The sequence below is a fragment of the Fodinibius saliphilus genome, from assembly GCF_005869845.1.
Taxonomy (GTDB): domain Bacteria; phylum Bacteroidota; class Rhodothermia; order Balneolales; family Balneolaceae; genus Fodinibius; species Fodinibius saliphilus.
The window spans coordinates 345,076-370,999 of record NZ_VAWF01000003.1 but is presented as its reverse complement, the minus strand read 5'-3'; the positions used below and the strand labels follow the sequence as shown (position 1 = coordinate 370,999).

Here is a 25,924-nt window from a genome sequence, read left to right as displayed (position 1 = left end):
AGCACAATTCCCTCGGAGCCGTTGTACAGTTTGAATGTTCGGGATGCTGGTTCTAAAATTAAACTTATTTAGCTGAACTAACAGGAGCCTTTTAACCTTTAATACTCAACCTATAACGGAAGGTTGTCGTGCTTTTTCTGAGGCACATCATCCACCTTATTTTCTGTGATCTTGAGCACATGAATAAGTTTTTCGCGCGTTTCACTCGGCAGAATAACATTATCAATAAATCCTCGCTCAGCTGCCTTATAGGGATGTGCAAACTCCTCTTTGTAGTAATCGATGAGCTCTTGCTCCTTTGCTTCCGGATCATCAGCATTGGCAATCTCTTTACGGAAGATAATCTCAACTGCTCCCTTCGGTCCCATCACTGCAATCTCAGCTGTTGGCCAGGCTACATTATAATCCGCACGAATATGTTTGGAGTTCATAACGTCGTAGGCTCCACCATACGCCTTACGGGTAATAACCGTCATCTTAGGCACAGTTGCCTCGCAAAATGCATACAGCAGCTTCGCACCATGTTTAATAATGCCGCCCCACTCCTGGTCTGTACCGGGTAAAAAACCGGGCACATCTTCAAAAGTCACCAAGGGAATATTAAAAGCATCGCAGAACCGAACAAAGCGAGCACCTTTCAGTGAAGCATCAATATCGAGTACACCAGCCAGCGACAATGGCTGGTTTGCTACAATCCCAACACTGCGTCCGTCGATACGGGCAAAGCCTACCACAATATTTGTAGCATAGTGCTCATGGACTTCCATAAATGAGTCCTTATCTACAATACCGCCAATAACATCTTTAATATCATAGGGTTTATTGGGATTATCCGGAACAATATCATCCAGTTTTTTGACCTTTGAAGAATCCGGTGCTTTGGCCTCTTCCCGTGGCGGCTTTTCTTCGCAATTTTGCGGCACATAAGTCAACAGCTTGCGAAGATTCTTCAGGCAGATCGCATCATTCTCTTCTGTAAAATGTGCAACACCCGACTTTTTACCATGCGCACTGGCTCCGCCCAACTCCTCGGAGGTAACCTCTTCGTGGGTTACTGTTTTCACAACATTGGGCCCCGTCACAAACATATAGCTGGTATCTTTCACCATCGAAACGAAATCAGTCAGGGCCGGACTATAAACCGCTCCACCTGCACACGGTCCCATTACGGCCGAAAATTGTGGAATCACCCCTGAAGCCATACTGTTTCTCCAAAAGACTTCGGCATATCCTCCAAGCGAAGAAACCCCTTCCTGGATACGAGCTCCACCGGAATCATTAAGACCAATAATGGGCACTCCGTTTTTCATTGCCATATCCATAATCTTGCAGATTTTTTCGGCATGGGTCTCTGAGAGCGAACCGCCAAAAACCGTAAAATCCTGACTAAAAACGTAAATCGGTCGGCCGTGTATTTCACCAAAACCAGTTACAACACCATCTCCGTCAATTTTCTTTTTGTCTAACCCAAACTTCTTACTTCGGTGAGTTACAAAAGGGTCGATCTCTTCAAAGGAACCATCGTCCAGCAATAGGTCTAGTCGCTCACGAGCTGTAAGCTTTCCTTTATCATGTTGCTTTTGAATTCGTTTTTCTCCACCGCCCTTTTTAGCATCTTTACGTTTTTGCTTTAGTCGTTCTACTTTTTTATCCGAAGCCATCTAATTTCTTATTTATTTCGATTTTGTTTTTCCAGAAAATAACTCTGCAGCCGATCTGTAAAATCAACAGCGGTCTCAGAGTACATGTCCACTAAATTACGTTTAAAAATATCTTTTTCGATATACTTGCTTGCATCCCGCCAACTGGCATAGGCCGCGATATCTTCTACTGCTTCTTCATAAGCCCGTTCAGAACCACGGAATATATTTTCAATAAATCGTTCACGGTCGCCCGAAAGCTGTTCTTGAAGATTTCGTATCTCTTTCTCTGAGGCATCTTCTTGGGTAAGGTCGATAATGGGTTCTTCCACAAACCCATCCTCATCGGGTTCTTTGTCCTGCTCTTGCTGTTCCTTTTGATACTCTTCAATTTCATCGTCGCTCATATAGCGCATCCACATGGGGGTTTCCTTCCCTTCTGAATTTGCGGCCTTCTGCCCATTACTCTCCTTTTCAGTGGCTTTACCGGAACTCTCCGGTTCTGCAGACGTTTCCTTCCTCTCCTCTTTTGCTACTTCCTCATCATGAGATGATACCTCCGGCTCCGGCTGGTCTGTTATTGCTGTCTCTTGTGAACTTTCTTTACTCTTTTCGTCGCTTTCAGGTTGCGCAAAAATAGCATTGAGAGAAGCATGGTCTCCATTACTTTCTTCCTTTTCGTCTATATCTACTTTATCTTCAGATTCGAATCCGCCGTTTAAACTGTTATCATCTTCTTTGGCAATAGACTCATCATCTTCCTTATCTGAAGATGATGAAGCGTCCCTATCACTTTCTATACATTCTTCAGAATCTTCTACAACAGACTTTTTCGATATACCTTCAGCCTCATTCGCTGCCCCCCCCGGGACATTCTTGGTATCAAAAAGAGTCGACTGCTCTTCTTCATAACCTTCAAAGTTCAATAACTCCGGTGAAGAAAGGATTTCTATAAGTTCTGCCCGCGTTAGTGCTCCACTCATCAAGTCGAACTTTCGTGCAATACGTGGCATCGCCTTATCTTCAAAAAAGAGGCGCAATAACTCAGTATCAATTTCGGCATCCAGCAATTTAAAAAGGGGCTCTAACATCTGGGCCCAATTTAAGGGAGAATATTTTAATGTCAGCTTCTCATCTGCTTTCGAAACAAGTTTAGCACAACGCTTTTTAGTTAGCTTATCCAGTCCCTTCTTCTCCATATACCGAGGAATGAGTCTCCCTAAATGCTGATAGACCACCACGGCTTCTGCTCCTTTTTGTACCATAGAAAAGTCAAGCTCATCCTTATTCCCAAAAATAACAGAAGGAATATTTTTTCTTGGTTGCACCAATATCTCAACGACATCAGCTACTGCTGTTTCAATTACCGTTTGGGCATAACTGGCCGGTAGGCGAGCCTCGGCTCTAATAGCACTTACAAACTGATCCCATGCATCTAAAACCGCATCCGAGCTGGTATTGGCCCAGTCCGTTTTAGGAATAATCATCGATTCTGCCAAATTCCGTTCGAGCTCGATCTTTATTCTTTTAATAATAAATGAAGGGAATCCCCATGAACGCAGCTCATGCAGTCGATAATACTGCTCATGCTCCGGAAGTCGGGCGATCAATTGTTTCGTTATTTGTTGAATAATATGTTGCATAAATTTCTGGAAATATATCGTCTAAAGACAGGCAATACAACTAAAGAACGCAGCAATATGTTAAATCCTGACAATCTTTTGAAATTTTAGAGTGCTTTGTCTCAAATTTTATCATTTGTGATTTAAAAATGCCTTTTTACCTTTGGCCTATGATTACCTTAAAAGTTACAAAGCTTACAAAATCATTCGGCGACAACACTGTTTTTTCGGAAATCTCTTTTGCTCACGAGGGAAAAACATTGGGGATTGCAGGCTCCAATGGCTCTGGCAAATCCACCTTTCTAAAGTCCCTCTCCGGGTTGTTACAACCCAGCAAGGGAACCATCAACTGGTACAACAGTGGCGATGAGATTCCAATACCCCATTTTAAAAAAATGTTGGGCTATGCAGCCCCATACATCAATCTGTATAACGAGTTGAGTTGCCGTGAGAACCTATCTTTTCTTGTGGATGTCCGCCATCAAAAAACGGATGAGAAAGAGTTAAATTATTGGATTGACAAGGTAGAATTAACCCACGTTGCCGACCAGCCGTTTGGAAAACTTTCGACCGGACAACAACAGCGATTGCGACTGGCATCGGCTCTCTTTCATGACCCGAAGATTCTTATGCTGGATGAACCCGGCTCAAACCTGGATGAGGCAGGCAGAACCCTTATTCATAATATTGCTGAGTCGTTCCAATCTCCTGAAAAAATGCTGATAATTGCCTCTAACAGCCCTGAAGAGTTACAGCTCTGCGAGAACATTTTTTCTATTGAGCAAGAAGCTTTCGAATAGGTAGCCGCAGACCAATCCGAATTAAGGAAAAATTACGGTAACCTTGCTTTTTCTAACAAGAATTTTCCTCAGCAAGTGGACTAATTCATTTCACAATTTTCGCCCTGACAACATTCCTGCACGTTAATACCACAGTGGGCACACTGCCCGTGCCCATGTACCCAAACCAAAGGCGCTTCCACTCCGCAATAGCTACAACGGCGTGATTCTTCCTCGGTAACTTGCTGGTATATTTCGACTGTTTTACTATTTGCCATATCAAGATTGAGTTAATTCTTCATATGCAACAGCAAGATTCTGGGGCAGTGTCCAAAAATCAGCATACAAAAAGTTCTCAAAACCATTAAGCGACTTTATCTTAGTAATCTCATCTTTGGATTTTCCCTGCTCAATCCCCTCTTGAACATACTCAATTATACCTGAAAGGTAATTTCTCATCACTAATACATCCTCTTTGGCTCCTGTAATACCATATTCCGGTTTCCCATGGCCAAAAATATACTTTGCATCTGCCGGGTACTCGTCAGCTACCGTTTCCAAAATAGTTACCCAATTTTGCATAGAAGCACCGGCCGGACGATCGGTGTAGGGATTCATCCGGTTAAAGACCAGATCCCCCATGTGCACCACATTAGCTTTCTCAAAATAGATCACAGAATCCCCGCTGGTATGTCCGTGCCCGTAATATTTAGCATGGACCGTCTCATCTCCTACATCCATTTTCCAGCTATCTGCGTAAGTTGTTGTAGGAAAAGCGGTATTGCCTTCACCCTCATTCTCTTTATTCGATTGTTTCATCAGTTTAGGCACATTCTTATGGGCCACCATTTTTTCTGCTACTCCTTCAAACACTGAATTGCCCGAAGTATGATCGCCGTGATGGTGCGTATTAATAAGCAGATCCAGGGGATGTTCGGTACGATCCTGCAGCCCATTCAAACATTTTTTTGCTGATTTGGGGTATTGCGTATCAATAATAACCATTCCGTTTTTACTTGCCAGCCATCCAATAGTCCCTCCCCGTTCGGTAAAACAACCTACATTTCTTCGAAGAGGTGTGAACGTTCCTTTTGCTTCGGCAAAGAGACTTTTAAATGGTAATGCCGCTCCTGCGGCGAATAACGATGAGCGAACTAAAAATTGACGACGATCCATAGCTATGTAGCGATTAAATTAATGTTTGTGGTACATAGAAAAGAGAACCGAAGCTTGATAACAGGCTTCTAATAATATCTTCTTTCCCTTACCATTGTAAGAATAAAGCTATCTACTATAAAATCGATCCTAAAGTGCCATATCTTCCCTGATCAACAACAATATTGCTGCATGCGGACAAATCAGGTATTTCTCATTTTCAAATTCAATTTCGTGTGTTTGGTCCTTTAAGAATATTGCCAAATCACTTTTTTGTGCCTGCATACCAATATATTTAGTCTCACTGGTATCCTTCCAGGCTTCATCTACTTCGTTCGAGGGAATAGGATAACCCGGTCCCGTTTTAACGACATACCCACTGTGGATATCTTCTTTTTCTTTAACTGTTGCCGGTAATACAAGACCACTTTTAGTTCGGGTTTCCATATCCCTTGGCTTTATGAGTACGCGATCGCCAACGACAATAAAGTTTTCTACAGAATTAAGATATTCTTGAATCATTTATAATATATGTTTCGTGAAACTAATTATATAAACGTTTAAAGTTAACTTCTTTGAACAACAATCTGAACTAAATATTTTAATACTGACCACTATCAGCAATTTTACGCTATGGATTTAGCTAATAAACTTTGTATAGTTACCGGAGCTAATTCCGGAATAGGCAAAGAAACAACCCGTGCCTTGGCAAACCAACGAGCATATGTGATTATGGTTTGCCGTGATGAAAAACGAGCCGAACAGGCAAAAAGAGATATCATCAACGATACAACTCATACGGGTATAGAAATCATGCTTGCTGACCTAGCACTTCAACACGATGTGCGAGAACTAGCCAACCGAATCACCCAAAGATATGAAAAAGTAGATCTGCTCGTCAATAATGCCGGCCTCATTACTAATGAACGTGAAGTGACCATCGATGGTATTGAAAAAACGTTAGCGGTAAACCACCTGTCTCCATTTCTGCTGACCAATTTGCTGGGTGCTCATCTTAAAAGGGCTTCCCAGGCAAGGGTTATTAATGTAGCTTCTGAAGTACATCGGCTGGGAGCTGTCTTTTTTGACCTCAATGATCTGCAGGTACATAACAACTATGCTCCTATAAAAGCCTATGGTATCTCAAAATTATGCAATATCATGTTCACTCATGAATTGGCTAAACGATGGGCCGACACCACTGTTACTACCTATAGTTTACACCCCGGTATTACGCGCACACAGCTTGCTGAAGAAGCCAGCTGGCTTATGAAACTATTCTACTTTATTGGCAAACCCTTTATGCGATCACCAAAGTCCGGAGCCCAGACCAGTATCTACCTGGCCACTTCGGATGATGTCGCAGAAAAGAATGGAAAATACTTTCGAAACCGAAAAAAACGCTCTCCGGCTAGCATCGGTTATGACGATAGTATTACAAACAAATTATGGAAAAAAAGTGCTGAACTTACCGGACTATCCTAATACGAAAAATCGTTTCATTCGAATTTTTCGGGACCGCCAAATGAGGTCTCCCACCAAATCTGCCGATAGTTCCTCTTCCTGAGGATCTTCCGGCAACTCTTCTTTGACCTCATCAAGATGCAGATTATTCAAGAAGAGTTTTAACTGCTTCCTGTCATAGTGGGCATATTCATTTTCCAGTGCTTTTATAACACCCGGCCAAATTTCGGGATGGGCCGACCATTCAATGCCAAGACCGATAGCATTTTCGGGTACCTGCTCTCCCAAACAGATATTCAAGCGTTTTTCAATATTGGTTGGGACCGGTTCATGGCGCAGTAATTTTGGCCCTAACTCATCTTCCGTTGCACGAGGGAAAAAGGCCTTCCACATCTGGTTTGTATAGGGATGATGATAGTAGACCTCACAATTCTTAGTATCCTTGCGAAGTTGTCTCATCTCACTAATTAATGCAATTTGTTTATCGTGGTTTATGATATACATTATGATTATTTCGTTTTTGTTGGGATTTCTCCCTTTTGCCAATATAACGCTAATAATCCCGGCCAACCGTTTCATAATTTTTAACTCTAATTGCCCCTTTTTGTTCCCGGTTATTTATTTCATTCAACCAAACCACTTTGGATTGCAATACACTAGAAAATACCGCATAATACATGTGCATTCGGCAGACGAAAAATAATAGCCAAACGGCTTTATTTATGTATAATAGATCCCATTGTATAATCTCCGCATTTCCTTGCCCCCTTGTTTCACCAATATTTCTGTGTGCCATTCTTTTAACATCATTCGTTAGCGAGCTAACGGCTCAAAACTTATTTCAGCAAGGAAAAGAATTTTATGATCAACGCGCTGAAGGGGCAGAAGGGTTCCGGGCAGATCCTCAACCCATAAACAAATCTATTGATGCCCTACAGCAGGCAATCCAAAAAAATATTGAACTAAAGAAATCAGCCTCATTCCTTCTGCGAGCCTATTATTTTAAAGCGATGTTTACAGACCTTTCTGAGGATAAACAAAAAGATATTTACGACAAGGGGCGTGAGTTGGGAGAAAAAATGAACCAACAGTTTCCAAAATCAGCCCCCATTAAATTTTGGTATGGAGCCAATCTTGGGCGTTGGGCCGATGTTCATGGATTTATTAAAGCCTCCACCAGTGGTATAGCTAAAAAACTGCGACGCCTGTCTAAAGAAATTATTGAACTTGATCCCAGATATGAAGCAGGCGGAGGGTATCGTATCTTGGCACAGGTCCATTTTTACACTCCTAAAATCCCGCTATTGATAGGTTGGCCTTCTGACGAAAAAGCTAAGGAACTTGTTGAAAAAGCGATGGAGATAAACCCTGACCACCCTACCAACCGGATGCTCTATGCGCAGGTACTATTAGAGTTTAATCAGGACAGTAAAGCTAAAAACCATCTGAAATATATTCTCAACAAAAAAATACGTCCTGACCACATCATTGAAGACCGATACCTAAAATATCGAAGTCGAAAGCTTTTAAAAGAAAACTCCTGATCAACGAGAGAACTTTGAAAAACCAAGAATTCTGATCAAAGTCAAAACTTGAGTCAGTTTGAAACTGGTGCTTATCTCCCACTAATAAGAATTTCCAGTTTACTAAAATACAGATATCAACCAAAAGGACGGTTTTTCAGAGCTCTTTAACGCAAAAGCTGTAATACAAAACCAATAACTTCTCGGCTAAGCTGATCTCCTTTAAGACGCCCGTTTATTGCAATATTGCTACCTCTTTGCTCTTCCGGCATCTTATATTCAAACGCAACTTTACGCTCTTCTTGTTGGGGATTTCGAAGCCCTACGACTACCAGTTGTCCCACATCAATGGGCATTTTATCCGGTACCTTAATTGAAAAATCGAGAATAGGATCTTTAAATCCCCCTCCTGTATCAATGGCCGAAAACTCAAGTTCAATAAAGTGCTCTTCAGCTAGGTCTACTCGCTTATCGTCAATTAGCAGCTGATCAATAATTGCAGCGGTCTGAATTTTCATAGCTGTAATTATATTTTACTATTCTTATGATGCCAATAATAGGCAAGCTTATACTTATTAGGAAATATTATGTCGCAAAAAGAATGCCCTGCATGTGCTGTACAGATTGATAATAATGCAGAAATCTGTCCCATTTGTGGATATGAGTTCCCTACCCAGCCCTTATACCTGAAGGTTGCCGTTTGGGTAATGATTTTCTTACTAATCATATGGCTTGTCCTCTAGGCATTTGCTCTACATTATCTTTGAGCATGAGAGTTGAATGATATCAGATTAATGACTGATAAAATATTTTTCATATGATATATTCATCTTTTCATGTTTTTTTTCATGTATTTTTTATATAATAGTCTCTTATGAAAACACTTACCGAAAAACAGAGACAACTCTGGGAATTCATTATTGACCACTATGAGGAGTACAGCCAGTTCCCCTCCTACTCTGATATGCAGGAAGCATTTGGCTATAGCTCATCAAACAGTATCTACCAACACTTAAATGCCCTTGAAAAGAAAAATTACCTTACAAAGTATGGACGCGGAAATTACGGTATTCATCCCACCAAACGATCTGAGCTGAAGGGCTTCTTCCCCGGCATACCTATCAAAGGACGTATTGCCGCGGGTGGCATGCACGAAGCAATCAGTGAAAACCTTGGACATCTGCCCGTAGAAGTACATCCTGCCAACAAATCCGACCATTATTTTGCCCTCATCGTTGACGGTGAGAGTATGATCGATGCCGACATCAGAGACGGCGATTACATCATCATCGACCCGCGCGAGCCGCGAGACGGGGAGATCGGTGCTATCCTGTATAATGGGGAGACTACCCTAAAGACCATAAGAAAGAAGAAAGATGGTGTGATGCTGCAGCCTGAAAATCCCTCCTACAAACCTATCCATATAACACCCGATAAGTGGGAAGAGATTACGGTCTTCGGCACGTTTATCGGTAAGGCGTGGAAAAAGAACGGCAACTGGGGACTGATCTTTCGCTCTGGATAATAATCGAGGATTGCCCAATTTAAAAAAGGCCTTTAAGTAGCCGTTAAGACTACTAAAAAAGACCTTTTAAATGTCGGGACGACTGGACTTGAACCAGCGACCTCACGACCCCCAGTCGTGCGCGCTACCGGACTGCGCCACGTCCCGAATTAACGAGTACAAAGATACGGCTGACAGACCCAAAACTCAACCCTTTCTTTGCTATAAATTACTGTAAGACTCTTTGGTATTCACCAAGAAAAATAGGGGCTAACCTTCCTGCTCTTGACATAGTTCTACCAATACGCCGCAATTGTCTTTGGGATGAACAAAGGCAACCAGCTTATTATCGGCGCCACGACTGGGCTTCTCACCGAGGACTGTAAATCCTTCTTCTCGCAGGCGATCAAGCTCAGCATAGATATCTTCTACCTCAAAAGCTACGTGATGCATTCCCTGCCCTTTTTGGGCGATATACTTAGCAATCACAGAATCAGCAGTAGTCGCACCGAGCAGTTCAACTTTCGACTGCCCAGTCTTGAAGAAAGCTGTTTCTACGTTTTGGTCTTCGACCACTTCCCTTTTATAGCATTTACCGTCCAACAGCTTTTCGTAGGTTTTTACCGCAGACTCCAGGTCTTCAACAGCTATTCCAATATGATCAATATGCATACTAATTGTTATCGTGGTTTGAAGGCAAACTTATATATTGCAACGCTCGTATATCTTCCAAATCATATAACGGTTGTAACTCTTCTTCCGTCATTTTTTTATCCACAGAAACCGCTGTAATTGCATTTTCACCCTTAAGAGTACGGCCCAAGCTTAACGATGCAATATTAATTTCCTGCTTAGCCAGCGCATAACTTACCTTTGCAAGCATTCCCGGCTTATCAACATTCTTGTACATGAGAATATCTCCTTCAAGAGCCAATTCGATACCGAAACCATCAATCTCAACAATACGATAGTCATTCTCACCGAAGACCGTAGCAGAGATCTTTTGATACTCCCCGTCCTCTTTCAGTTGAATCGTAATCAAATCATTAAAAGTCTCGGATTGAGAATCGGTTGTTTCACGAATATTTAAACCCCGTTCCTCGGCATAATGACGAGCATTAATTAGATTTACCGCCTCACTCACATGGTGAGAAAGAATGCCCTTAAGAATAGAATCCGTAAGTACATCCGAAAACTTAGCACAAGTTCCGCTGTACTCAAATGAAAACTCGTTGGCATGTTCAGGTGCCAGCTGAATAGCGATACTACCTAGCTTTTGTGCCAGGTCGAGATAAGGCTGTACCTCCTTGTTGGTTGTAAGAGCTATAGACTTACCATTTAGACTACCTTCAAACCTTTTCTCTTCAAAGGCATCAGCCATCTGTTCGGCAATCTGCTCAGCTACTTTCTCCTGTGCCTCATCAGTAGAAGCTCCCAAGTGAGGAGTCGAAATAATTTTGGGATGTTGAAGTATTTCATACAACTCATCAGAAGGAGGCTCACTGGAGTATACATCTAGAGCAACGCCGCCAACATAGCCCTCATCAATCAGTGCAGGCAGATCTTCCTCTTTGTAAATGCCCCCCCGTGCGCAGTTAATTAAGAAGATGCCCTTCTTGAGCTTATCTGCATTTTCCATAGAAACAAGCCCCTTCGTTTTTTCTGTGAGAGGGGTATGAACGGTAAGAAAGTCGGAAGTACCTAATAACTCGTCAAGCTCAACAAGTTCTACGTCCAATCGCTCGGCTTTCTCTACAGAAGCAAAAGGATCATAAGCTTTTACCTTCATATTAAAATGTTGCATACGTTGGGTAACTTCACTCCCTATTTTACCCAATCCAACGACACCTAAAGTTTTGTTATAAACCTCATTCCCCATGTATTTTTTACGGTCCCAACCACCGCTTTTTACTTTTTCAACAGCCTGAGGGATATTATGTGTGATCGCCAGAATCATACCACAAGTATGTTCAGCGGTAGAAATAGTATTACCGTTGGGCGTATTCATTACCAATATCCCTTGTTTCGTAGCAGCCTCTATATCAATATTGTCAACTCCTACTCCGGCACGACCGACGACTTTAAGATTTTCACCTGCTTTTAACACCTCTGGTGTTACCTTGGTAGAGCTGCGTACGACAATACCATGATACGATTTAATCTCATCATATAGGGCTTGGCCACTCAGATCGTGATTTCTGACAACTTCAATTCCACGCTTCTCAAATACTTCTTCACAACGTTCGTTTACGTTATCGAGCAATAAAACTTTAAAGGACATAACTTGTGTGTTGTTGTTAATCGTCAAATTGGGCAAATTCGTAAATTAATTCTTTTATCTCTCCGACCCCAATATTATCCTCAGAAGAACTAATAATAATAGGAACTTCAATATTCATTTCATCTAAGATTCGCTTGACTCGTGCCTTAGATTGCTGGCGTTTGTTATGGGATAGTTTATCCCCCTTTGTTAATACTACTGTAAATGGCAGGCGATTAATCCCCAGCCAGTAGAAAAACTCTTCATCCAGATCAGTAGGTTTATGACGAATATCCACCAAATGAATTACAAGTCGTAATGTCGACCGCTCTAACAAGTAATCTCGAATATCACGCCCCCACCGCTCCCGCTCTTTTTTGGATACTTTGGCATATCCGAAACCGGGGAGGTCAACCAGATACATTTTATCATCTACCTGGTAATAATTCATCTCCTGTGTTTTGCCTGGTCTGTTACTGGTACGTGCCAATCCCTTATGGTTGACGAGCGCATTAATCAAAGAAGACTTACCCACATTCGATCTTCCTGCAAAGCATATTTCTGGGAAATATGGTTTGGGACAAACATCAAGCGACGGGGCACTGGTAACGAATTCTGCTTTTTTAAAACCCATTACACTATCTCATTATCTTCTTTCTCGATACCAAAATTAACGGGTACCGGATAATCCTCTGTAAAGCAGGCGGTGCAATATCCTTTAGGAGATACATTTGCTTCTTTTACAGAATCTACCAATCCATCAGGGGAGAGATAACGTAAACTATCAACCCCAATCTCTTTTGCCATAGCATCAATATCACGATCAAAACGATTCGCCATCAGCTCTTTTGGTGTTGGGAAGTCCATGCCATAATAACATGGGCTGATGATTGGTGGAGAACTCACTAAGAAATGTACTTCGGCAGGATTGGCCTGACGAATCATATTCACCAGGTATCGAGAGGTTGTTCCCCTTACAATAGAATCATCAACAATAATAACCGAGCGATTTTCTATTACTCCTTTGACCGTATTAAATTTTGTTCGCACTTTCTGGTCCCGAGATTTCTGCCCGGGCGAAATAAACGTACGACCTACATAATGGTTTCGGATCAACCCGATTTCAAACTTACATTCAAAACCCAGTTTCTGGTTTTCATGCACATACCCCAATGCCGCAGTGTTACTGGAGTCGGGTACTGAAATAACGATAGGTTTGTGTTTGGTATCTTTTTGAATAATCTCATCAATAGGATGTTCCTTGGCCAAGTACTTGCCTAAATTTCTTCGAACCTTATCTACATTTTCCCCAAATATTTTACTATCAGGGCGTGAAAAGTAAACATATTCGAAGATACATTGGCTGGTATCTGTACCGTATTCTGCATCCAGATGATAGGATTCAGGTTCAGAATCGATATCAGCATCCAGATCCATAACCAACACTTCACCGGGTTCAATATCTCGTATATACTCAGCATCAATGATATCAAAGGCACAGGTTTCACTTGCCACACAATATGAGTCGTCTACCTTTCCAAGAGCGAGTGGACGAAAACCATTAGGATCACGAACAGCAATAAGCTTTTCATCTGTAAGCATTACTAAGCTGTAAGCACCCTCAACCTGTTCCAGTGCTTCCAGTACCTGTTCCAGCTGTGTATCCTTTTGGCTGTGCGATATGAGGTGTAATATCAATTCGGTATCAGAAGTACTTTGAAACAATACCCCTTCTTCCCGAAATCGATCACGAAGCTGTTTGGCATTCGCCAGGTTCCCGTTGTGCCCAATAGCAATATTTCCCTTTCGGTAATGCACTCGAAAGGGTTGGATATTGGCGGGGTTCTTCGAGGCACCTGTCGTAGAATAACGATTATGCCCAATAGCAGCCCTTCCTTTTAGCTCATCTTCAAAAATTTCCTGATCATCAAAAACATTGAGAACAAGACCGAAATCACGGTGAGCAGGCATTACCCACCGATCTTTTTCCTCATCAAAATGGGAAGTTACAATTCCCGCTGATTCCTGTCCGCGATGCTGTAGAGCATGCAATCCGTAATAGGTAAGAAGTGCAGCATCCGGATGATTTTGCATTCCAAAAATACCGCAATAGTCGCGTGGCTTGTCGAGCATTAATTTTTATTGATAATAATCGAGTTCCAGTGATCGGAAAGTTAAGAAAATCGAGCAGTAAATAGTAAATTAAATAATAGAGTTAACTACTCAACAAAAATACTCTAAATTACTCGTCTGTAAATTAGTTTAAATGGTGGCTCCCAATACCCTTCGTAGCAACATTTTTAAAAGCAAGCACAAATGTAGTGCCTTCAATGCTGGAGTGATATTCAATATCTCCACCTAGCTGCTTGGTAAGGATATTTATCAATTTTAACCCTAAGGTATCAGGTTTCTCTAAATCAAGGTCGTTGGAGATTCCTTGCCCACTATCAGTCACCTCAAGGACTATTTGCTTTTCTCTTTCGCGGAGCGTTATATCAATTTTTCCATACTCTGTGCCTGAGAATGCGTGTTCTAAAGCGTTTGAAACCAATTCATTTACGATAAGTGCTGCTGGTATTGCCTTATTCACATTAATAACTACATGATCCAGGTCATAATTAATTTCAATTGATACATCAGATACTAATGTTTCCTTTACGGTATTTACTAATTTTTTTATCTGTGTATGGAACTCTAAATCTGAAAAATTATCACTTTGATACAATAATTCATGAATGGATGCGATAGATTGAATTCGTAGCTGACTTGCCCGTAACTTGCTGGCAAAATGGGTATCATCTGCTTGCATAGATTGTAATTCCATCAGTCCTGATATTACGGCCAGGTTGTTTTTAACCCGGTGGTGAATTTCTTTTAGCAATACCGTTTTTTCCTCAAGCGATTTTTTCATCTCTTTTTCGTAGCGTACTCGTTCAGTAATATCGAGTCCTACCGTTTGTGTAGCATCCCTGTCATCATATTTAATGGGCATTGATTCTAACTGAACATAGCGTTCTTTCCCTTTTAGAGAAGTAACCTTATAGGTCGTTGGTGATACTTTTTCTTTGGACTCTTGTACCTGTGATACCCGTACAAGTGCTTTTTCAAGCTGGGACTCTTCGATAAGATCATAAATATTTAAACCCTCCACTTCTTCTGCAGACACTGCACCAATTAGGTTTACCCCGGCAGGGTTTATGAACTTCACGATTCCATCAATATGAATCATGACCAGGTTTGGATCTTGTTCCACAAGCTTTTCCCATCGCTTCCTGTTTTGATCAATCTTTTTTCGGCTCTCTTCTAACTCCTCAATCTTTTTCTGCAATTTCCTGGTCATCCTGTTAAACTCTTTCGCTAACTTTGTGTGTTCACCTTCTCCTTCCAGCTCGATTGCGACATCCAGATCGCCTGAAGCAATTTGTTTTGTTCCATTTAATAGGGTGTCAAGAGAATAATTTAGACGCCTGCGAAAACGAAAAATGAGAAAGGAAATAATAAAAACAGCCGGTATCATAAGAAATTGTAATAATACAAGCTGGTACTTTTGCTGAGATTGGATATCAGCCTGTAAATTATTGGTAACGGTGTACGCAATGGATTTAAACATCTGAATATCAGCTCGTATCCTTGCCTCTGCCCGTTCCAATAGTTGCTCTTTCCGTTCTTCTTCATAGTGTTGGGGATTCTCTTTAATTTCCCGAATCAATTCAAAGGCATCTTTAATAGACTCCATGTAGTTTTTCATCGCTTTTCTTCGCGGCAGGTCATCTGTTGAGTCAATATCGACTTGGAGTTCATGATATAGTCTACCCCAAGCATTTAGATGGCGCACTTTCCCATCTGCCAAGTATCCTCCAACAACTGTTTGAACATTGGATGCGGTATTCTCAAATTCGTTAAGCCTATTTAAACTTTCTAGTTGGTTACTTAGTTGCGCTTTTGAATACCACAATAGCCCAAATGTCAGTACAAGTACACCGACAGAACAAGCAGCAATAATATTTAAACGGTTTATTAACTTCATTTTATAAGGGTAATACCTTCAGGATCTACTTCATTTAGCGGCGTTGTGTTTATTAGATTTATATAATTCAGATTCGTAGTATCTGCTTTTCCTTTTCTTATTAACCATCGCTCCTGATCTTCAAACAACTGAATCATACGTTCACTCATTGACAGTTTATAATCAATTTTCTGCCAAACAGAGTCGATCGCGCTCACCGGCACTTCTATATTAGCAGATAATATTTTTCGGGCCTCTAATCCATTTTTTTCAATATAGTTGTTGGCCTGATATAACGTTTTTAAATAAGCTGTTAATATTTCAGGATTGGATTTAGCAAATGAGCTGAGTGTTGAAACTAACCAAAGTGTGGAGTAGTGAAGTTTTGTTTTTAATAATATACTTTTCGGCCCCAACTGTTGTTCTGAAAATGTTGCATAGGGCTCCCAATTTACTGAGACATCTACTCTGCCTTCTCTAAGGGCTTCTACCTGAGAGAGAGGGCTTAGATCGACAATAGTCAAACTGTCTTTAAGTACTTGATGTTCCAAGAGAAATGAGTCGAGATAATACTCCAACTGGGTCCCTTTTGCCAATGCAACCTTCTTACCAATAACATCCTTGGGACCTGTAATACCATGATCTTTTCGTGCAACTATTTTTTGGACTTCATCAGTAATAAGCAGGTTCGTTATTATCTGTAATTCCGGCGGCGTACCTTTTGGGTAGTAAGAAGAGTCAACCAGTGAATAGACAACAGGAGTTTCGGCTACATGGGCAATATCTACTACCTTATCGAAAAGATCATGAATAGAAGCAGTACCGGACTGGTTATGTTTTAAGGATACATTTAATCCATTTTCTTTAAATAAACCCTTTTCTTTTGCTACAAAAATTGCAGCTTCTCCTATAAATGAAGAAGTAATACCAACTGTAACATCCTTTAACTCTTGATCATCAGGCGAACCATCTGGAACACAGCTATTTACCGATAGAATAAATACAATAATAAACAGCTGGTATATTTTTCTCATCTCAAAAGAAGCTATATTAGTAACAAATACTACATCAGCATGCTGTGGTAATATCTGATGTCTCCAATCCCCTTCTCATCTATTAACTGTTAACCCTCAACAAAACTTATATTTACAATGTTCAAAACAATTAATATTTATTAAGCACTGCTATATTAAGATTCGACTGCTTTTACCCGCCAAACCCAAACTTCTTGGCTGGAAATACAATCAATTTTACTAATAATAAATGCCCCCACCATTAATGATGAGTTTTTATAAACAATAGTCTACCAGCCATAACCTCCATGTTTTATTCCCCTCCTCTATCTCCATATTCAAATGTCACAATATCTCCTTTTTTAAATGATGAAACCGAATGGAGAACTTCTGTAGCCTCAAATTCAAGAAATTGTAAAGATTGATGGGAATTAGTAATAAGGAGGGATATTCAGCTGTAGTATCAGATTGTTAGATATGAGTACGTACAACGATAAGATGAAAACTACTGCACCTAACATAAAAAAGCCCTTGCAACAGCTGCAAGGGCTTTTTATCTGAGCGGGAAACCAGATTCGAACTGGCGACCTTCTCGTTGGCAACGAGATGCTCTACCACTGAGCTATTCCCGCTTTTGAAGCGAGTCCAATATAAGGCTATTCACCACTATATTTCAACTCAAATTTTAATTTTTTTGCGGACTTTTTCTGATTCAACAATATCATCAATTTTATCTTTATCCGGTAAAGTTGGACGATCTCGATAGCGATCAACAGTACAGATAAATCCTAATGATTCTCCATGATCGGCATGAAATTGATGCAGGGTATTCGGTGCAATATAAACAACATCATGCAGCGATAACTCACAAACTTCATTATCCAATATAACGGTTCCCATCCCACGAATAACCACAACAGAGTGTGGGTGACGATGATATTCAAAAGAAGTATAGCCTCCCGTTTCTACTTCAAAATACCGAGTTTCAAAGTTCAATGCTTGTTCATCATTTCTTGTTCCCAGTAAGGAGTAACGTTGTACTCCCTTATAGCAACTCTGATCATCCTTGTACTCCTTGTGAGACACTGAATCCCACTCATAATCCGAACATTTAACTACTTTAGACTCCATATCACTATATCAACTCGTCATAAGTTTAGCACGCAGCTTTTGTACTGCTTGCTTAATTCCTTCAGGATGTTCATATAAACTGCTACCGATCAAAAATGTGGTATCTAGCCCATACTCTGCAATCCAATGATCCACATTTGAAAGCTTTATGCCACCACCGGGCATTGGAAATGAGGTTTTAAATGGCAAATCCACCGTTCGTGCTGCCCGGTTGATAGATTGGCATTCATCAGTATCCAGTGTGAACCGCCCTCCTTTATTGGGATAGATCACATAATCTGCCCCAAAAGCCCGCCATAATTGCCCATATAAATAGCTTGGAGTAAAACCCTTGGTCTTGTGTGTAGTAAGCTGTCCCGAAAAAGCCGGATGAGCAATTATTGGCAAATTGATCTCCATCTGAGCTAACAAGTGCATCGTTGGCAGCCCACTGATATGAGGACAAAGCAGTACTCCATCTGCCCCAGCCTCTGCTGCCTTTCTATACCGCTCCACAGTCCGTTCAGGTGTAGCGGTAATGTTGGGATAATAGTATGAACGATCCCCGGTCTTTTCTGCAGCTTTATCAACTGCTTTCACACAGGCATTTAGTCTTTCTAAAAAAGGAGCATTTACCTGATTCGCAAGGCCATGATCATCTTTGATAATATCGATACCCCCACAAGCAAATTGGTAACAATAATCGGCGAGCTCGGCAGAAGTACTCCCAACAGGTTTTAAAGCCGTTGCACTTAATGGGCGATCTGAAAGCTGGTACCGGCTACGCACTTCTTTCATCCCTACAGCCGGTCCATTAAGAAGATCTGATAGCTCAGTCCAATCAGTACCGGTTATACGAATACCCGGTTTAAGAGAAATATTCCCATACAGTACATTTATAAACTGTGTAACTTCGCCCCCAAGGTTTGCAATCGGCCAAGCAATTACAACCTCATATTCACCTTCTCTCCTCTTCTCTTTGTAAACAGTTTCTCCGACTATTTCTTCTTTAGCATGACCATCTAACAAAGCTCTGGGCAACTCAACCGATTGTTCCAGGCAAATAGATTCAACCTTCTCATTAATATCTTCACCTTCTAACAAGGTTACCAGATATGTAATTTCGAAGGTATTCATCCGGCTCTATTTTGATTACGCTGCATAGATATTATTGGCACCCTTCTATTTAAAAGCAATTTAAAAAGGAACCTTAATGGTGGTCCCTTTTAAAAACCATCTGCTCTTACAGAACAATAGTTTCACTACGCTTAGGTCCTTTTGAAAGTATCGTCAATTTAACACCCAAGTAGTCTTCCACGAAGTTGAGATATTTTTTGGCGTTTCCCGGAAAATCATCGTAGCTGTCACAATCTTCCAGCGACTGCTCCCACCCCGGCATCGTTTTGTATATGGGTTCAACCGAATCGATATCGGGCAGATCCATCGGAAATATATCCGTTGTTTCTCCGTCGATTTTATATCCGGTGCATAGCTTTATTTCCTCGAAGTCGTTTAGAATATCCAGTTTGGTAAGCGTGAGTTCGTTCATACCATTCACGCGCACTGCATATTTTAGAGCAACCAGATCGATCCAGCCACATCGTCGTGGACGACCAGTTGTAGCTCCAAACTCCTGGCCTGCTTCACGAAGCTCCTGACCAACTTCCTCCGTCAATTCTGTAGGGAAAGGCCCATTTCCTACACGCGTGCAATAGGCTTTAGAAATCCCCATCACTTTATCTATTGCAGTAGGCGGGATTCCCGATCCCGTACTGGCCCCACCGGCGGTAGGACAAGAAGAAGTCACATAAGGATACGTGCCGTGATCAACATCTAGCAAACTGCCTTGTGCTCCTTCGAGTAATATTTCTTTACCATCCTCAATAGCATCATGCAGTAAAGCACTGGTATTGGTGATATAGGGACACAATTTATCTGCTGCCCCCAACAAATCTTTGACAATGGGCTCTGCCTCTATAGGCTCATGGTCATAAATATGCTGTAGTGCATCATTGATATCTGTTATGTTACTGTTCACTTTCTCTCGGAGTTGCTCTGGGTGGAACAGATCTGACATGCGAATTCCTACACGAGATACTTTGCTTACATAAGCAGGACCGATACCACGCCCTGTTGTCCCAATTGCATCATCACCGCGATGTTCCTCTTTTACTTTATCCAACAGCTGATGGTAGGGCAGAATAACATGAGCAGCATTACTGATCTTAAGCCGCCCGGTCAAATCTCCGGCCATAGCTTCTACTTCTTCAATCTCTTCTAACAAGGCATGGGGATCGATGACTACGCCATTTCCGATAATACAGGTAGCATCACCATTAAACATTCCGGACGGAATGAGATGAAGCACAATCTTTTGGTCATCAAATTTTAAGGTATGACCGGCATTTGCCCCCCCCTGATATCGAACTACATAATCAGCTTCTTTACTAAGCAGGTCAACGATTTTTCCTTTCCCTTCATCGCCCCACTGGGCACCTACAACAACTCGAATAGACATAATAATGGTTAGACACAAAAAAAGGGGTGTAATAATCACCCCTTTTCTGTTATTTAGAATTTTAGTTGATTATTCTTCTTCCGATGACTCGGCAAATGACTCTACTGCCGCTTCTAATGATTTATAGTGCTTGAATACTGTAATTAGTTTCGTAACAACAAGCAGACTTTCGATCTTATCGGTCGCGTTGGCAATTCGAAGATCGCCACCTGCTTTTCGCATTGTCGTTAGCCCACCGATCAGCATCCCCAAACCGGAAGAGTTCATAAATTTGACCTTACCAACATCGGCAACGATATTGGTCTTATTATCTTCAATTAGCTCGTGCAGTTTTTCGTTGAGCTTTACGGCATCGGGGCCGCCCATCACATTCCCTTTAAACTCAATAACTACACAGTTATAACGCTCTGATACGTTGAAATTCATTGTTTGATCTCCCCTTAGTTAGTATTAGGAGTTAATAATTAAGCATTTTCTTTTCTGCGTTGAAGCTCTACAACCATAGAACTAGCTACGAACAACGAGCTATATGTACCAATAATAACACCAAGCATCAAGGCAAATGAAAATCCTTTCAGGACTTCCCCGCCAAAGATAAATAGCACGGTTACCACAAACAAGGTAGTGACAGAAGTAATAACTGTACGACTCAATGTATCATTGAGACTTTTGTTAACCATCTTATCGTAATCCATGGTCTTATATAGCAGGCTATTTTCACGAATACGGTCAAATACTACTACCGTATCGTTTAGCGAATAACCAACAATAGTTAAAAAAGCAGCAATAATCGACTGATCTATCTGCATACTAAATGGAGCAATTTCACCAAAGATGGTAAAGATCCCCACTACGATTAATACATCGTGAAACAGGGCAGCCACAGCCCCGGCAGAAAAGGTCCAGTTTTTAAACCGGATAAGGATATAGATAAAGATAACTACCAAGGCAAAAATAATGGCATTCATCGCCCCTTGCTTCAGATCCTCTGCAAAACGAGCCCCCACAATGTCAGTTTTGATAACAGAAGCTTCATTTTGCGAATACCGTTGGTTAACGACTTCCAAAATTGTGTTTTGGACTTCTGTAATATCGCCTTCGTTATCTGTACGAATCAGTACATCCGTTGGCGACCCAAAACGTTTCACTACCGGCGTGCTTCCCAACGGCTCAGAAAGTGCTGATCGCAACTCTACCACCTCAATGGGCTCATCAAATTCAAGGACGAATTCTTTACCCCCCTTAAAGTCGATGCCATACTGCAGACCTTTGGTAAAAATTCCAATGAGAGCAGCAACAAGTAGGATACCGGAAATGACGTAACCAATCTTGTGTGCTTTAATAAAATTAAAATCTGGTGTTTCGAACCATCTCATAATATATATTCCCTAGTCTAAATGTTGAATTTCTTTTGAATTAACCGAAGCTTATTTCAGCTGATTTTTCACGAGTTAGGTAATCCACAACAACGCGAGTAATCACAATAGCGCTGAACAGGGAAGCCACAATACCGGCCATCAGTGTAACCGCAAAACCTTTAATAGGTCCTACCCCAAAGCTATAGAGGATAATACCTACAAAGAAGGTGGTTACGTTCGCATCCACAATAGCACTCATTGCATTGGAATAACCACCTTCAATGGCAGCCCGCAATGTTTTACCGGTCCTTTTCTCTTCCCGTATTCGATCAAAAATAAGTACGTTTGCATCTACCGCCATACCAATCGTCAGTACAATACCCGCAATACCGGGTAAGGTGAGTGTGGCCTTGAAGGCAGCCAAAATCCCCAATATAAAGACGATATTAAGCATTAAGGCGAGGTCGGCAATAGCACCCCCGGAATGGTAGTATGCAATCATAAAGAGGGCAACAATGACCAATCCTATGAGAGTTGAATAAAAACCAGCCTGAATCGACTCTTCCCCTAGTGTAGCCCCTACCGTACGTTCTTCAATAATTTCGAGCGGAGCGGGCAATGCACCGGAAAGCAAAATATTGACAAGGTCTTCCGCTTCCCTGACATCTCCAATTCCACTAATCGAAGAACGTCCGTCAGAAATTTTGGTCTCTACGTTCGGATACGAATAAACATATCCATCTAATACAATAGCAATCGGTTTCCCGATATTGGCACCGGTAATTCGGGCCCAACGTCGTGCCCCTTCGGCGTTCATATTCATTGATACGCGCGGCTGGTTCGTTGTCTGATCAAAGTTTACACTCGCCTCAGAAATAACATCACCGGTCATTTCCACATCAGAACGTACCGCAATAAGCTCAAACAGCTCTTGTCCCTGTTCTGTAGTCTGGAAAGGGGTTGCACCCCACATCAAAGTAAGGCTGCGAGGGATAAGTTCTTGTACTTCCTGTTTCTGCAATAACTCATTGACGCGAGCAGTATCACGGCCTGTGGAATATCCCACCGAGTATGGATTACGTCCCCGTGGATTTAACACTTCTAACAGCGGATTTTGTTGTCGCCCCTGCTGAACCGAATCGGAAGTATCGGACTGTGCCTGCTGGTTATAGTAGCTTACAATGCGTTCTTTGGCAGAACTTATTTGATCGGGTTGACCTACAAGACGAAACTCAAGACGTGCAGTACCTTTAAGAAGGTCCCGAATACGACTTTTATTTGCCACACCAGGTAGCTCAACAACAACACGGCTGTTACCTTGCTTAAAAATAGCTGGCTCTGTTACACCGTAACGATCAACACGTGTACGAATAATTTCCATCGCACGGTCTACAGCAGAATCACGCTGTTTTTTCAGATATTTTACAATCTCTTCATTGCTTGATCGTCGGGTGATATTCTCCGCTTCTGAACGATAATACCGACTTAGTCGTCCATCAGGATAGCGCTCCTCGAACTCTGAAACCATTTCGTCAATAAAATCAGTATCATTTTCGATGGCCTGTTTCTGAGCTATCTTAATAACGTTATTAAGGGTTGAGTCGGCATTACTTCCGGCCAATTCGCGAAGAAGCTTCGCCGTTCCAACTTCCATTGTTACGTGCATACCACCCTGCAAATCGAGACCCAAAGAAAGAGAATTTTGGCGCAGCTCTTGCAGACGCTGTGTATTTTCCTCTTTATACTCAACACGTTCGGCTTCGGGTAGATCTTCAATATAATTTTGCTCTAAGGTATTAGCCAAAGTCGGCCACAAATAATAAATTGATATTATTAAAAAGGCCGCAATAGCGACAATTTTTGTTCCATTACCTTGCATAATAAATCGTCTTAAAATTTTTAGAATTGCGTTTCAAATAAGAAGGTACTCCCAAACTGCAGGAGCATTACATATTTATAAAAGAGTGGACTTTCTACGGAGCACCTATGGCAATGCTATCAACCATTGGTATTAACACAATGGAAAAGCATTTCTTAAACACAAGAGCTTGCCCTACTTGCTGCAACAGCTTGTTATGCTTATGAGAAAAGGTGCTTGCGGTACTATTGAAAGGATTTTTGTCTGTATTAACAGAATATAATGACTTTACGGTCTGTTGCACAGGAATACTTGACATCTCGTCACCTGTCTGAAACTGATTCCACTCAATAAGCAACATCTGGTATAACTGCTGTGAAGCCATGGATTTGTCATACGAAAAAGAGAACTCTTCATTGTTCTTACTAACAATGTGAGATGCTTTTTCGATAACTTTATCAAGATGGTCACCAGACTGGCGTAAGCTTTCCAGCTCTTGCTGAAGGTCAGCCCCATTTCCTGTGGTAGTCATTGTACTTAACCAATCCGCAAAAGCACTTGTTGTATGCTTTGCTTGTATAGGCTGTACCATCGAAAGGCTAAAGCCACTGCAGATAAGCAGTACAATTATGAACTGCACAATATGTGTACGGAATCGTTTCATCAGTGGCAGAAAATAGGGAGAAACAAAGAGTGGGACAAATGATTTCTTAATAAGCTGAAATAAAAGACATACCACTAACATAAAGTCGCAAGTACCCGGACATAATTATCCCGTATAAATCGACTGTTAACTATCCTCTAACTCTGGCTGCCGTTTATAAACATATACTTCAGCAATCCAGCCATAGAACAAGGTGAGCAACAGACCCATAAAGACTGTAAACAACATCGTTGCCTGAAGCGGAATCTGCGGATCAAAAATCCATTCAACGCCTGCTGTTAATAGAATTGACAGAACAATAAATACTGCTAAACACTCATAGAAAAACCTCATTGTAGACCTCCTTATTTGGTGGAAGTATTTATTTTAAGATGTGGAAACTAATCTAGTATGCCAAATAATAAAGCCCGAAAACAGCTACATAGATTCTGTTTTCGGGCTAAATCCTCTTTGGGATATTAACAAGAAGGCATCAAGCTTCACTTGCTTTTAACAGATCGGGATTTTCATTTGGTATGTTTGCCAACATATCTTCAACCATTTTATCCAGATCATAGGCATGCTCCCATCCCCACTGTTCACGCGCCGCACTATCATCAATAGAGTCGGGCCAAGAATCAGCAATTTTCTTGCGGTAATCGGGGTCATAACTGATCTCAAATCCGGGAATATGCTTTGTAATAGCTTCTGCAATTTCCCGGGGTGTAAAACTAATAGCCGATAAATTATAGCTTGTTCGTATTTTTATATCATTTTCATCGGCCTGCATTAATTGAATAGTTGCATCTACCGCATCTTCCATATACATCATCGGCAATGCATTATCCTTATCCAAAAAACAGCTGAATGGTTCGTTTTTGAGTGCTTTATAATGAATATCCACCGCATAATCAGTGGTACCGCCACCGGGGAGTGACTTATAACCAATTAAACCAGGATATCGCAAACTGCGTACATCTACTCCAAAATTTTCATGGAAATATGAACACCATTGTTCGCCGGCCATTTTACTGATACCATAAACAGTGGTTGGATTTAGAGCTACGTTTTGCCCAGTACGTTTGCTGGGGGCATCAGGGCCAAAAACAGCTATGGAACTGGGCCAAAACACCTTATCCAGCGATTTTTCTTTCGCCAGGTTCAGCACATTTAATAACCCATCCATATTGAGCTTCCACCCTAACTCGATATTTTGCTCAGCTTTAGCAGACAATAACGCTGCCAGATGGTAAATCTGAGAAACATCATTCTCTTCAACTGCTTTTTCAAGGGCGTCTTTGTCCATCACATCAATATATTTAAAAGGACCCTCGGCAATACGCTCCGGAGGTTCTTGAATATCCGAAGCAATTACCTCTTCTGTGCCATAAATTGAACGCAGTTTTTCAGTAAGCTCGCTTCCCAGTTGTCCACAAGCACCCGTAATTAAAATCGTACCCATATTATTATA

The 25,924-nt window shown here is 41.3% G+C and carries 27 protein-coding genes and 2 tRNA genes; 5 read left to right on the top strand and 24 right to left on the bottom strand.

The features are described from left to right. Positions 1-110: 110 nt before the first annotated feature. Together FCN14_RS12210 and FCN14_RS12205 are read right to left on the bottom strand one after the other, a co-directional pair. On the bottom strand, positions 111-1,661 hold the full coding sequence (locus tag FCN14_RS12210; protein ID WP_138431556.1) for an acyl-CoA carboxylase subunit beta: 1,551 nt from the start codon (positions 1,659-1,661) through the stop codon (positions 111-113). Between the two features lie 8 nt (positions 1,662-1,669). After that, the gene (locus tag FCN14_RS12205) at positions 1,670-3,283 is read right to left on the bottom strand and encodes a DUF8457 domain-containing protein (RefSeq protein ID WP_138431555.1); all 1,614 of its coding nucleotides are present in this window, start codon (positions 3,281-3,283) and stop codon (positions 1,670-1,672) included. A 149-nt stretch (positions 3,284-3,432) separates the two neighbouring features. Between FCN14_RS12205 and FCN14_RS12200 the strand changes: the two genes are divergently transcribed. Then, entirely contained in the window at positions 3,433-4,062 is a 630-nt protein-coding gene (locus FCN14_RS12200) for an ABC transporter ATP-binding protein (RefSeq protein WP_171032912.1), read from the top strand. An 80-nt stretch (positions 4,063-4,142) separates the two neighbouring features. On the opposite strand, the gene FCN14_RS15780 is transcribed toward FCN14_RS12200, so the two are convergent. From FCN14_RS15780 to FCN14_RS12190, 3 genes are all read right to left on the bottom strand, one after another. Continuing rightward, positions 4,143-4,319 (bottom strand): hypothetical protein, encoded by a 177-nt coding sequence (locus FCN14_RS15780; RefSeq protein ID WP_171032911.1) that lies wholly within the window; start codon positions 4,317-4,319, stop codon positions 4,143-4,145. 1 nt (position 4,320) lies between these two features. Further along, positions 4,321-5,217, bottom strand: a complete 897-nt coding sequence (locus tag FCN14_RS12195) for an MBL fold metallo-hydrolase (RefSeq protein ID WP_138431553.1) — start codon at positions 5,215-5,217, stop codon at positions 4,321-4,323. Positions 5,218-5,346: 129 nt separating this feature from the next. After that, a complete protein-coding gene (locus FCN14_RS12190) occupies positions 5,347-5,718 on the bottom strand; it encodes a co-chaperone GroES (protein ID WP_138431552.1) in 372 nt (123 codons plus the stop codon). A gap of 111 nt (positions 5,719-5,829) precedes the next feature. Between FCN14_RS12190 and FCN14_RS12185 the strand changes: the two genes are divergently transcribed. After that, positions 5,830-6,681 (top strand): SDR family oxidoreductase, encoded by an 852-nt coding sequence (locus FCN14_RS12185; protein WP_138431551.1) that lies wholly within the window; start codon positions 5,830-5,832, stop codon positions 6,679-6,681. Here the strand turns inward: FCN14_RS12185 and FCN14_RS12180 are convergent. Further along, a complete protein-coding gene (locus FCN14_RS12180; protein ID WP_138431550.1) occupies positions 6,673-7,239 on the bottom strand; it encodes a hypothetical protein in 567 nt (188 codons plus the stop codon). The two genes, FCN14_RS12185 and FCN14_RS12180, sit on opposite strands and share 9 nt — an antisense overlap. Positions 7,240-7,382: 143 nt before the next feature. On the opposite strand from FCN14_RS12180, the gene FCN14_RS12175 reads away from it, so the two are divergent. Then, positions 7,383-8,204 (top strand): tetratricopeptide repeat protein, encoded by an 822-nt coding sequence (locus tag FCN14_RS12175; RefSeq protein WP_171032910.1) that lies wholly within the window; start codon positions 7,383-7,385, stop codon positions 8,202-8,204. Between the two features lie 146 nt (positions 8,205-8,350). Here the strand turns inward: FCN14_RS12175 and FCN14_RS12170 are convergent, their stop codons facing one another. Then, a complete protein-coding gene (locus FCN14_RS12170; RefSeq protein WP_138431548.1) occupies positions 8,351-8,701 on the bottom strand; it encodes a hypothetical protein in 351 nt (116 codons plus the stop codon). Between the two features lie 69 nt (positions 8,702-8,770). On the opposite strand from FCN14_RS12170, the gene FCN14_RS16115 reads away from it, so the two are divergent. Both FCN14_RS16115 and lexA read left to right on the top strand, forming a co-directional pair. Then, a complete protein-coding gene (locus tag FCN14_RS16115) occupies positions 8,771-8,926 on the top strand; it encodes a zinc ribbon domain-containing protein (protein ID WP_138431547.1) in 156 nt (51 codons plus the stop codon). 131 nt (positions 8,927-9,057) lie between these two features. Further along, positions 9,058-9,708, top strand: coding sequence for a transcriptional repressor LexA (gene lexA, locus FCN14_RS12160; RefSeq protein WP_138431546.1), 651 nt, complete (start codon positions 9,058-9,060; stop codon positions 9,706-9,708). 73 nt (positions 9,709-9,781) lie between these two features. Here the strand turns inward: lexA and FCN14_RS12155 are convergent. The 17 genes from FCN14_RS12155 to FCN14_RS12075 form a co-directional block, all read right to left on the bottom strand. Beyond that, a tRNA-Pro gene (locus FCN14_RS12155) sits at positions 9,782-9,855 on the bottom strand. A gap of 102 nt (positions 9,856-9,957) precedes the next feature. Beyond that, complete coding sequence (gene mce / locus FCN14_RS12150; RefSeq protein ID WP_138431545.1) at positions 9,958-10,359, bottom strand: methylmalonyl-CoA epimerase; 402 nt, start codon at positions 10,357-10,359, stop codon at positions 9,958-9,960. Between the two features lies 1 nt (position 10,360). Then, positions 10,361-11,968, bottom strand: coding sequence for a phosphoglycerate dehydrogenase (serA, locus tag FCN14_RS12145; protein WP_138431544.1), 1,608 nt, complete (start codon positions 11,966-11,968; stop codon positions 10,361-10,363). 16 nt (positions 11,969-11,984) lie between these two features. Further along, positions 11,985-12,581: a ribosome biogenesis GTP-binding protein YihA/YsxC gene (gene yihA, locus FCN14_RS12140; protein WP_138431543.1), complete on the bottom strand. Its 597-nt coding sequence runs from the start codon at positions 12,579-12,581 to the stop codon at positions 11,985-11,987. Beyond that, complete coding sequence (gene purF, locus FCN14_RS12135) at positions 12,581-14,080, bottom strand: amidophosphoribosyltransferase (protein WP_138431542.1); 1,500 nt, start codon at positions 14,078-14,080, stop codon at positions 12,581-12,583. The genes yihA and purF overlap by 1 nt, the downstream gene beginning before the upstream one ends. A gap of 124 nt (positions 14,081-14,204) precedes the next feature. Further along, positions 14,205-15,974 carry a sensor histidine kinase gene (locus FCN14_RS12130; RefSeq protein WP_138431541.1) on the bottom strand — a complete coding sequence of 590 codons (1,770 nt, stop codon included), beginning with the start codon at positions 15,972-15,974 and terminating at the stop codon, positions 14,205-14,207. Continuing rightward, on the bottom strand, positions 15,971-16,987 hold the full coding sequence (locus FCN14_RS12125; RefSeq protein WP_138431540.1) for an ABC transporter substrate-binding protein: 1,017 nt from the start codon (positions 16,985-16,987) through the stop codon (positions 15,971-15,973). The genes FCN14_RS12130 and FCN14_RS12125 overlap by 4 nt, the downstream gene beginning before the upstream one ends. Before the next feature lie 539 nt (positions 16,988-17,526). Next, positions 17,527-17,598 (bottom strand) — tRNA-Gly (locus tag FCN14_RS12120). Positions 17,599-17,644: 46 nt separating this feature from the next. Continuing rightward, positions 17,645-18,097, bottom strand: coding sequence for a cupin domain-containing protein (locus FCN14_RS12115; RefSeq protein ID WP_138431539.1), 453 nt, complete (start codon positions 18,095-18,097; stop codon positions 17,645-17,647). A gap of 9 nt (positions 18,098-18,106) precedes the next feature. Then, positions 18,107-19,213, bottom strand: a complete 1,107-nt coding sequence (locus FCN14_RS12110; protein ID WP_138431538.1) for a RuBisCO large subunit C-terminal-like domain-containing protein — start codon at positions 19,211-19,213, stop codon at positions 18,107-18,109. Between the two features lie 106 nt (positions 19,214-19,319). Next, positions 19,320-20,594, bottom strand: coding sequence for an adenylosuccinate synthase (locus FCN14_RS12105; protein ID WP_138431537.1), 1,275 nt, complete (start codon positions 20,592-20,594; stop codon positions 19,320-19,322). Positions 20,595-20,663: 69 nt separating this feature from the next. Then, the gene (locus tag FCN14_RS12100; RefSeq protein ID WP_138431536.1) at positions 20,664-21,020 is read right to left on the bottom strand and encodes an STAS domain-containing protein; all 357 of its coding nucleotides are present in this window, start codon (positions 21,018-21,020) and stop codon (positions 20,664-20,666) included. Between the two features lie 38 nt (positions 21,021-21,058). Further along, a complete protein-coding gene (gene secF, locus FCN14_RS12095) occupies positions 21,059-21,970 on the bottom strand; it encodes a protein translocase subunit SecF (RefSeq protein WP_138431535.1) in 912 nt (303 codons plus the stop codon). Positions 21,971-22,010: 40 nt separating this feature from the next. Then, complete coding sequence (gene secD, locus FCN14_RS12090; protein ID WP_138431534.1) at positions 22,011-23,831, bottom strand: protein translocase subunit SecD; 1,821 nt, start codon at positions 23,829-23,831, stop codon at positions 22,011-22,013. Between the two features lie 94 nt (positions 23,832-23,925). Beyond that, complete coding sequence (locus FCN14_RS12085) at positions 23,926-24,474, bottom strand: hypothetical protein (RefSeq protein WP_138431533.1); 549 nt, start codon at positions 24,472-24,474, stop codon at positions 23,926-23,928. A gap of 126 nt (positions 24,475-24,600) precedes the next feature. Further along, a complete protein-coding gene (locus FCN14_RS12080; protein ID WP_138431532.1) occupies positions 24,601-24,807 on the bottom strand; it encodes a hypothetical protein in 207 nt (68 codons plus the stop codon). 139 nt (positions 24,808-24,946) lie between these two features. After that, positions 24,947-25,915: an NAD-dependent epimerase/dehydratase family protein gene (locus FCN14_RS12075; RefSeq protein WP_138431531.1), complete on the bottom strand. Its 969-nt coding sequence runs from the start codon at positions 25,913-25,915 to the stop codon at positions 24,947-24,949. Positions 25,916-25,924 lie beyond the last annotated feature (9 nt).

Coding starts and splice junctions, on each gene's coding strand:
- FCN14_RS12210 (WP_138431556.1), bottom strand. CDS start 1,661: ATGGCTTCGGATAAAAAAGTAGAACGACTAAAGCAAAAACGTAAAGAT.
- FCN14_RS12205 (WP_138431555.1), bottom strand. CDS start 3,283: ATGCAACATATTATTCAACAAATAACGAAACAATTGATCGCCCGACTT.
- FCN14_RS12200 (WP_171032912.1), top strand. CDS start 3,433: ATGATTACCTTAAAAGTTACAAAGCTTACAAAATCATTCGGCGACAAC.
- FCN14_RS15780 (WP_171032911.1), bottom strand. CDS start 4,319: ATGGCAAATAGTAAAACAGTCGAAATATACCAGCAAGTTACCGAGGAA.
- FCN14_RS12195 (WP_138431553.1), bottom strand. CDS start 5,217: ATGGATCGTCGTCAATTTTTAGTTCGCTCATCGTTATTCGCCGCAGGA.
- FCN14_RS12190 (WP_138431552.1), bottom strand. CDS start 5,718: ATGATTCAAGAATATCTTAATTCTGTAGAAAACTTTATTGTCGTTGGC.
- FCN14_RS12185 (WP_138431551.1), top strand. CDS start 5,830: ATGGATTTAGCTAATAAACTTTGTATAGTTACCGGAGCTAATTCCGGA.
- FCN14_RS12180 (WP_138431550.1), bottom strand. CDS start 7,239: ATGAAACGGTTGGCCGGGATTATTAGCGTTATATTGGCAAAAGGGAGA.
- FCN14_RS12175 (WP_171032910.1), top strand. CDS start 7,383: ATGTATAATAGATCCCATTGTATAATCTCCGCATTTCCTTGCCCCCTT.
- FCN14_RS12170 (WP_138431548.1), bottom strand. CDS start 8,701: ATGAAAATTCAGACCGCTGCAATTATTGATCAGCTGCTAATTGACGAT.
- FCN14_RS16115 (WP_138431547.1), top strand. CDS start 8,771: ATGTCGCAAAAAGAATGCCCTGCATGTGCTGTACAGATTGATAATAAT.
- lexA (WP_138431546.1), top strand. CDS start 9,058: ATGAAAACACTTACCGAAAAACAGAGACAACTCTGGGAATTCATTATT.
- mce (WP_138431545.1), bottom strand. CDS start 10,359: ATGCATATTGATCATATTGGAATAGCTGTTGAAGACCTGGAGTCTGCG.
- serA (WP_138431544.1), bottom strand. CDS start 11,968: ATGTCCTTTAAAGTTTTATTGCTCGATAACGTAAACGAACGTTGTGAA.
- yihA (WP_138431543.1), bottom strand. CDS start 12,581: ATGGGTTTTAAAAAAGCAGAATTCGTTACCAGTGCCCCGTCGCTTGAT.
- purF (WP_138431542.1), bottom strand. CDS start 14,080: ATGCTCGACAAGCCACGCGACTATTGCGGTATTTTTGGAATGCAAAAT.
- FCN14_RS12130 (WP_138431541.1), bottom strand. CDS start 15,974: ATGAAGTTAATAAACCGTTTAAATATTATTGCTGCTTGTTCTGTCGGT.
- FCN14_RS12125 (WP_138431540.1), bottom strand. CDS start 16,987: ATGAGAAAAATATACCAGCTGTTTATTATTGTATTTATTCTATCGGTA.
- FCN14_RS12115 (WP_138431539.1), bottom strand. CDS start 18,097: ATGGAGTCTAAAGTAGTTAAATGTTCGGATTATGAGTGGGATTCAGTG.
- FCN14_RS12110 (WP_138431538.1), bottom strand. CDS start 19,213: ATGAATACCTTCGAAATTACATATCTGGTAACCTTGTTAGAAGGTGAA.
- FCN14_RS12105 (WP_138431537.1), bottom strand. CDS start 20,594: ATGTCTATTCGAGTTGTTGTAGGTGCCCAGTGGGGCGATGAAGGGAAA.
- FCN14_RS12100 (WP_138431536.1), bottom strand. CDS start 21,020: ATGAATTTCAACGTATCAGAGCGTTATAACTGTGTAGTTATTGAGTTT.
- secF (WP_138431535.1), bottom strand. CDS start 21,970: ATGAGATGGTTCGAAACACCAGATTTTAATTTTATTAAAGCACACAAG.
- secD (WP_138431534.1), bottom strand. CDS start 23,831: ATGCAAGGTAATGGAACAAAAATTGTCGCTATTGCGGCCTTTTTAATA.
- FCN14_RS12085 (WP_138431533.1), bottom strand. CDS start 24,474: ATGAAACGATTCCGTACACATATTGTGCAGTTCATAATTGTACTGCTT.
- FCN14_RS12080 (WP_138431532.1), bottom strand. CDS start 24,807: ATGAGGTTTTTCTATGAGTGTTTAGCAGTATTTATTGTTCTGTCAATT.
- FCN14_RS12075 (WP_138431531.1), bottom strand. CDS start 25,915: ATGGGTACGATTTTAATTACGGGTGCTTGTGGACAACTGGGAAGCGAG.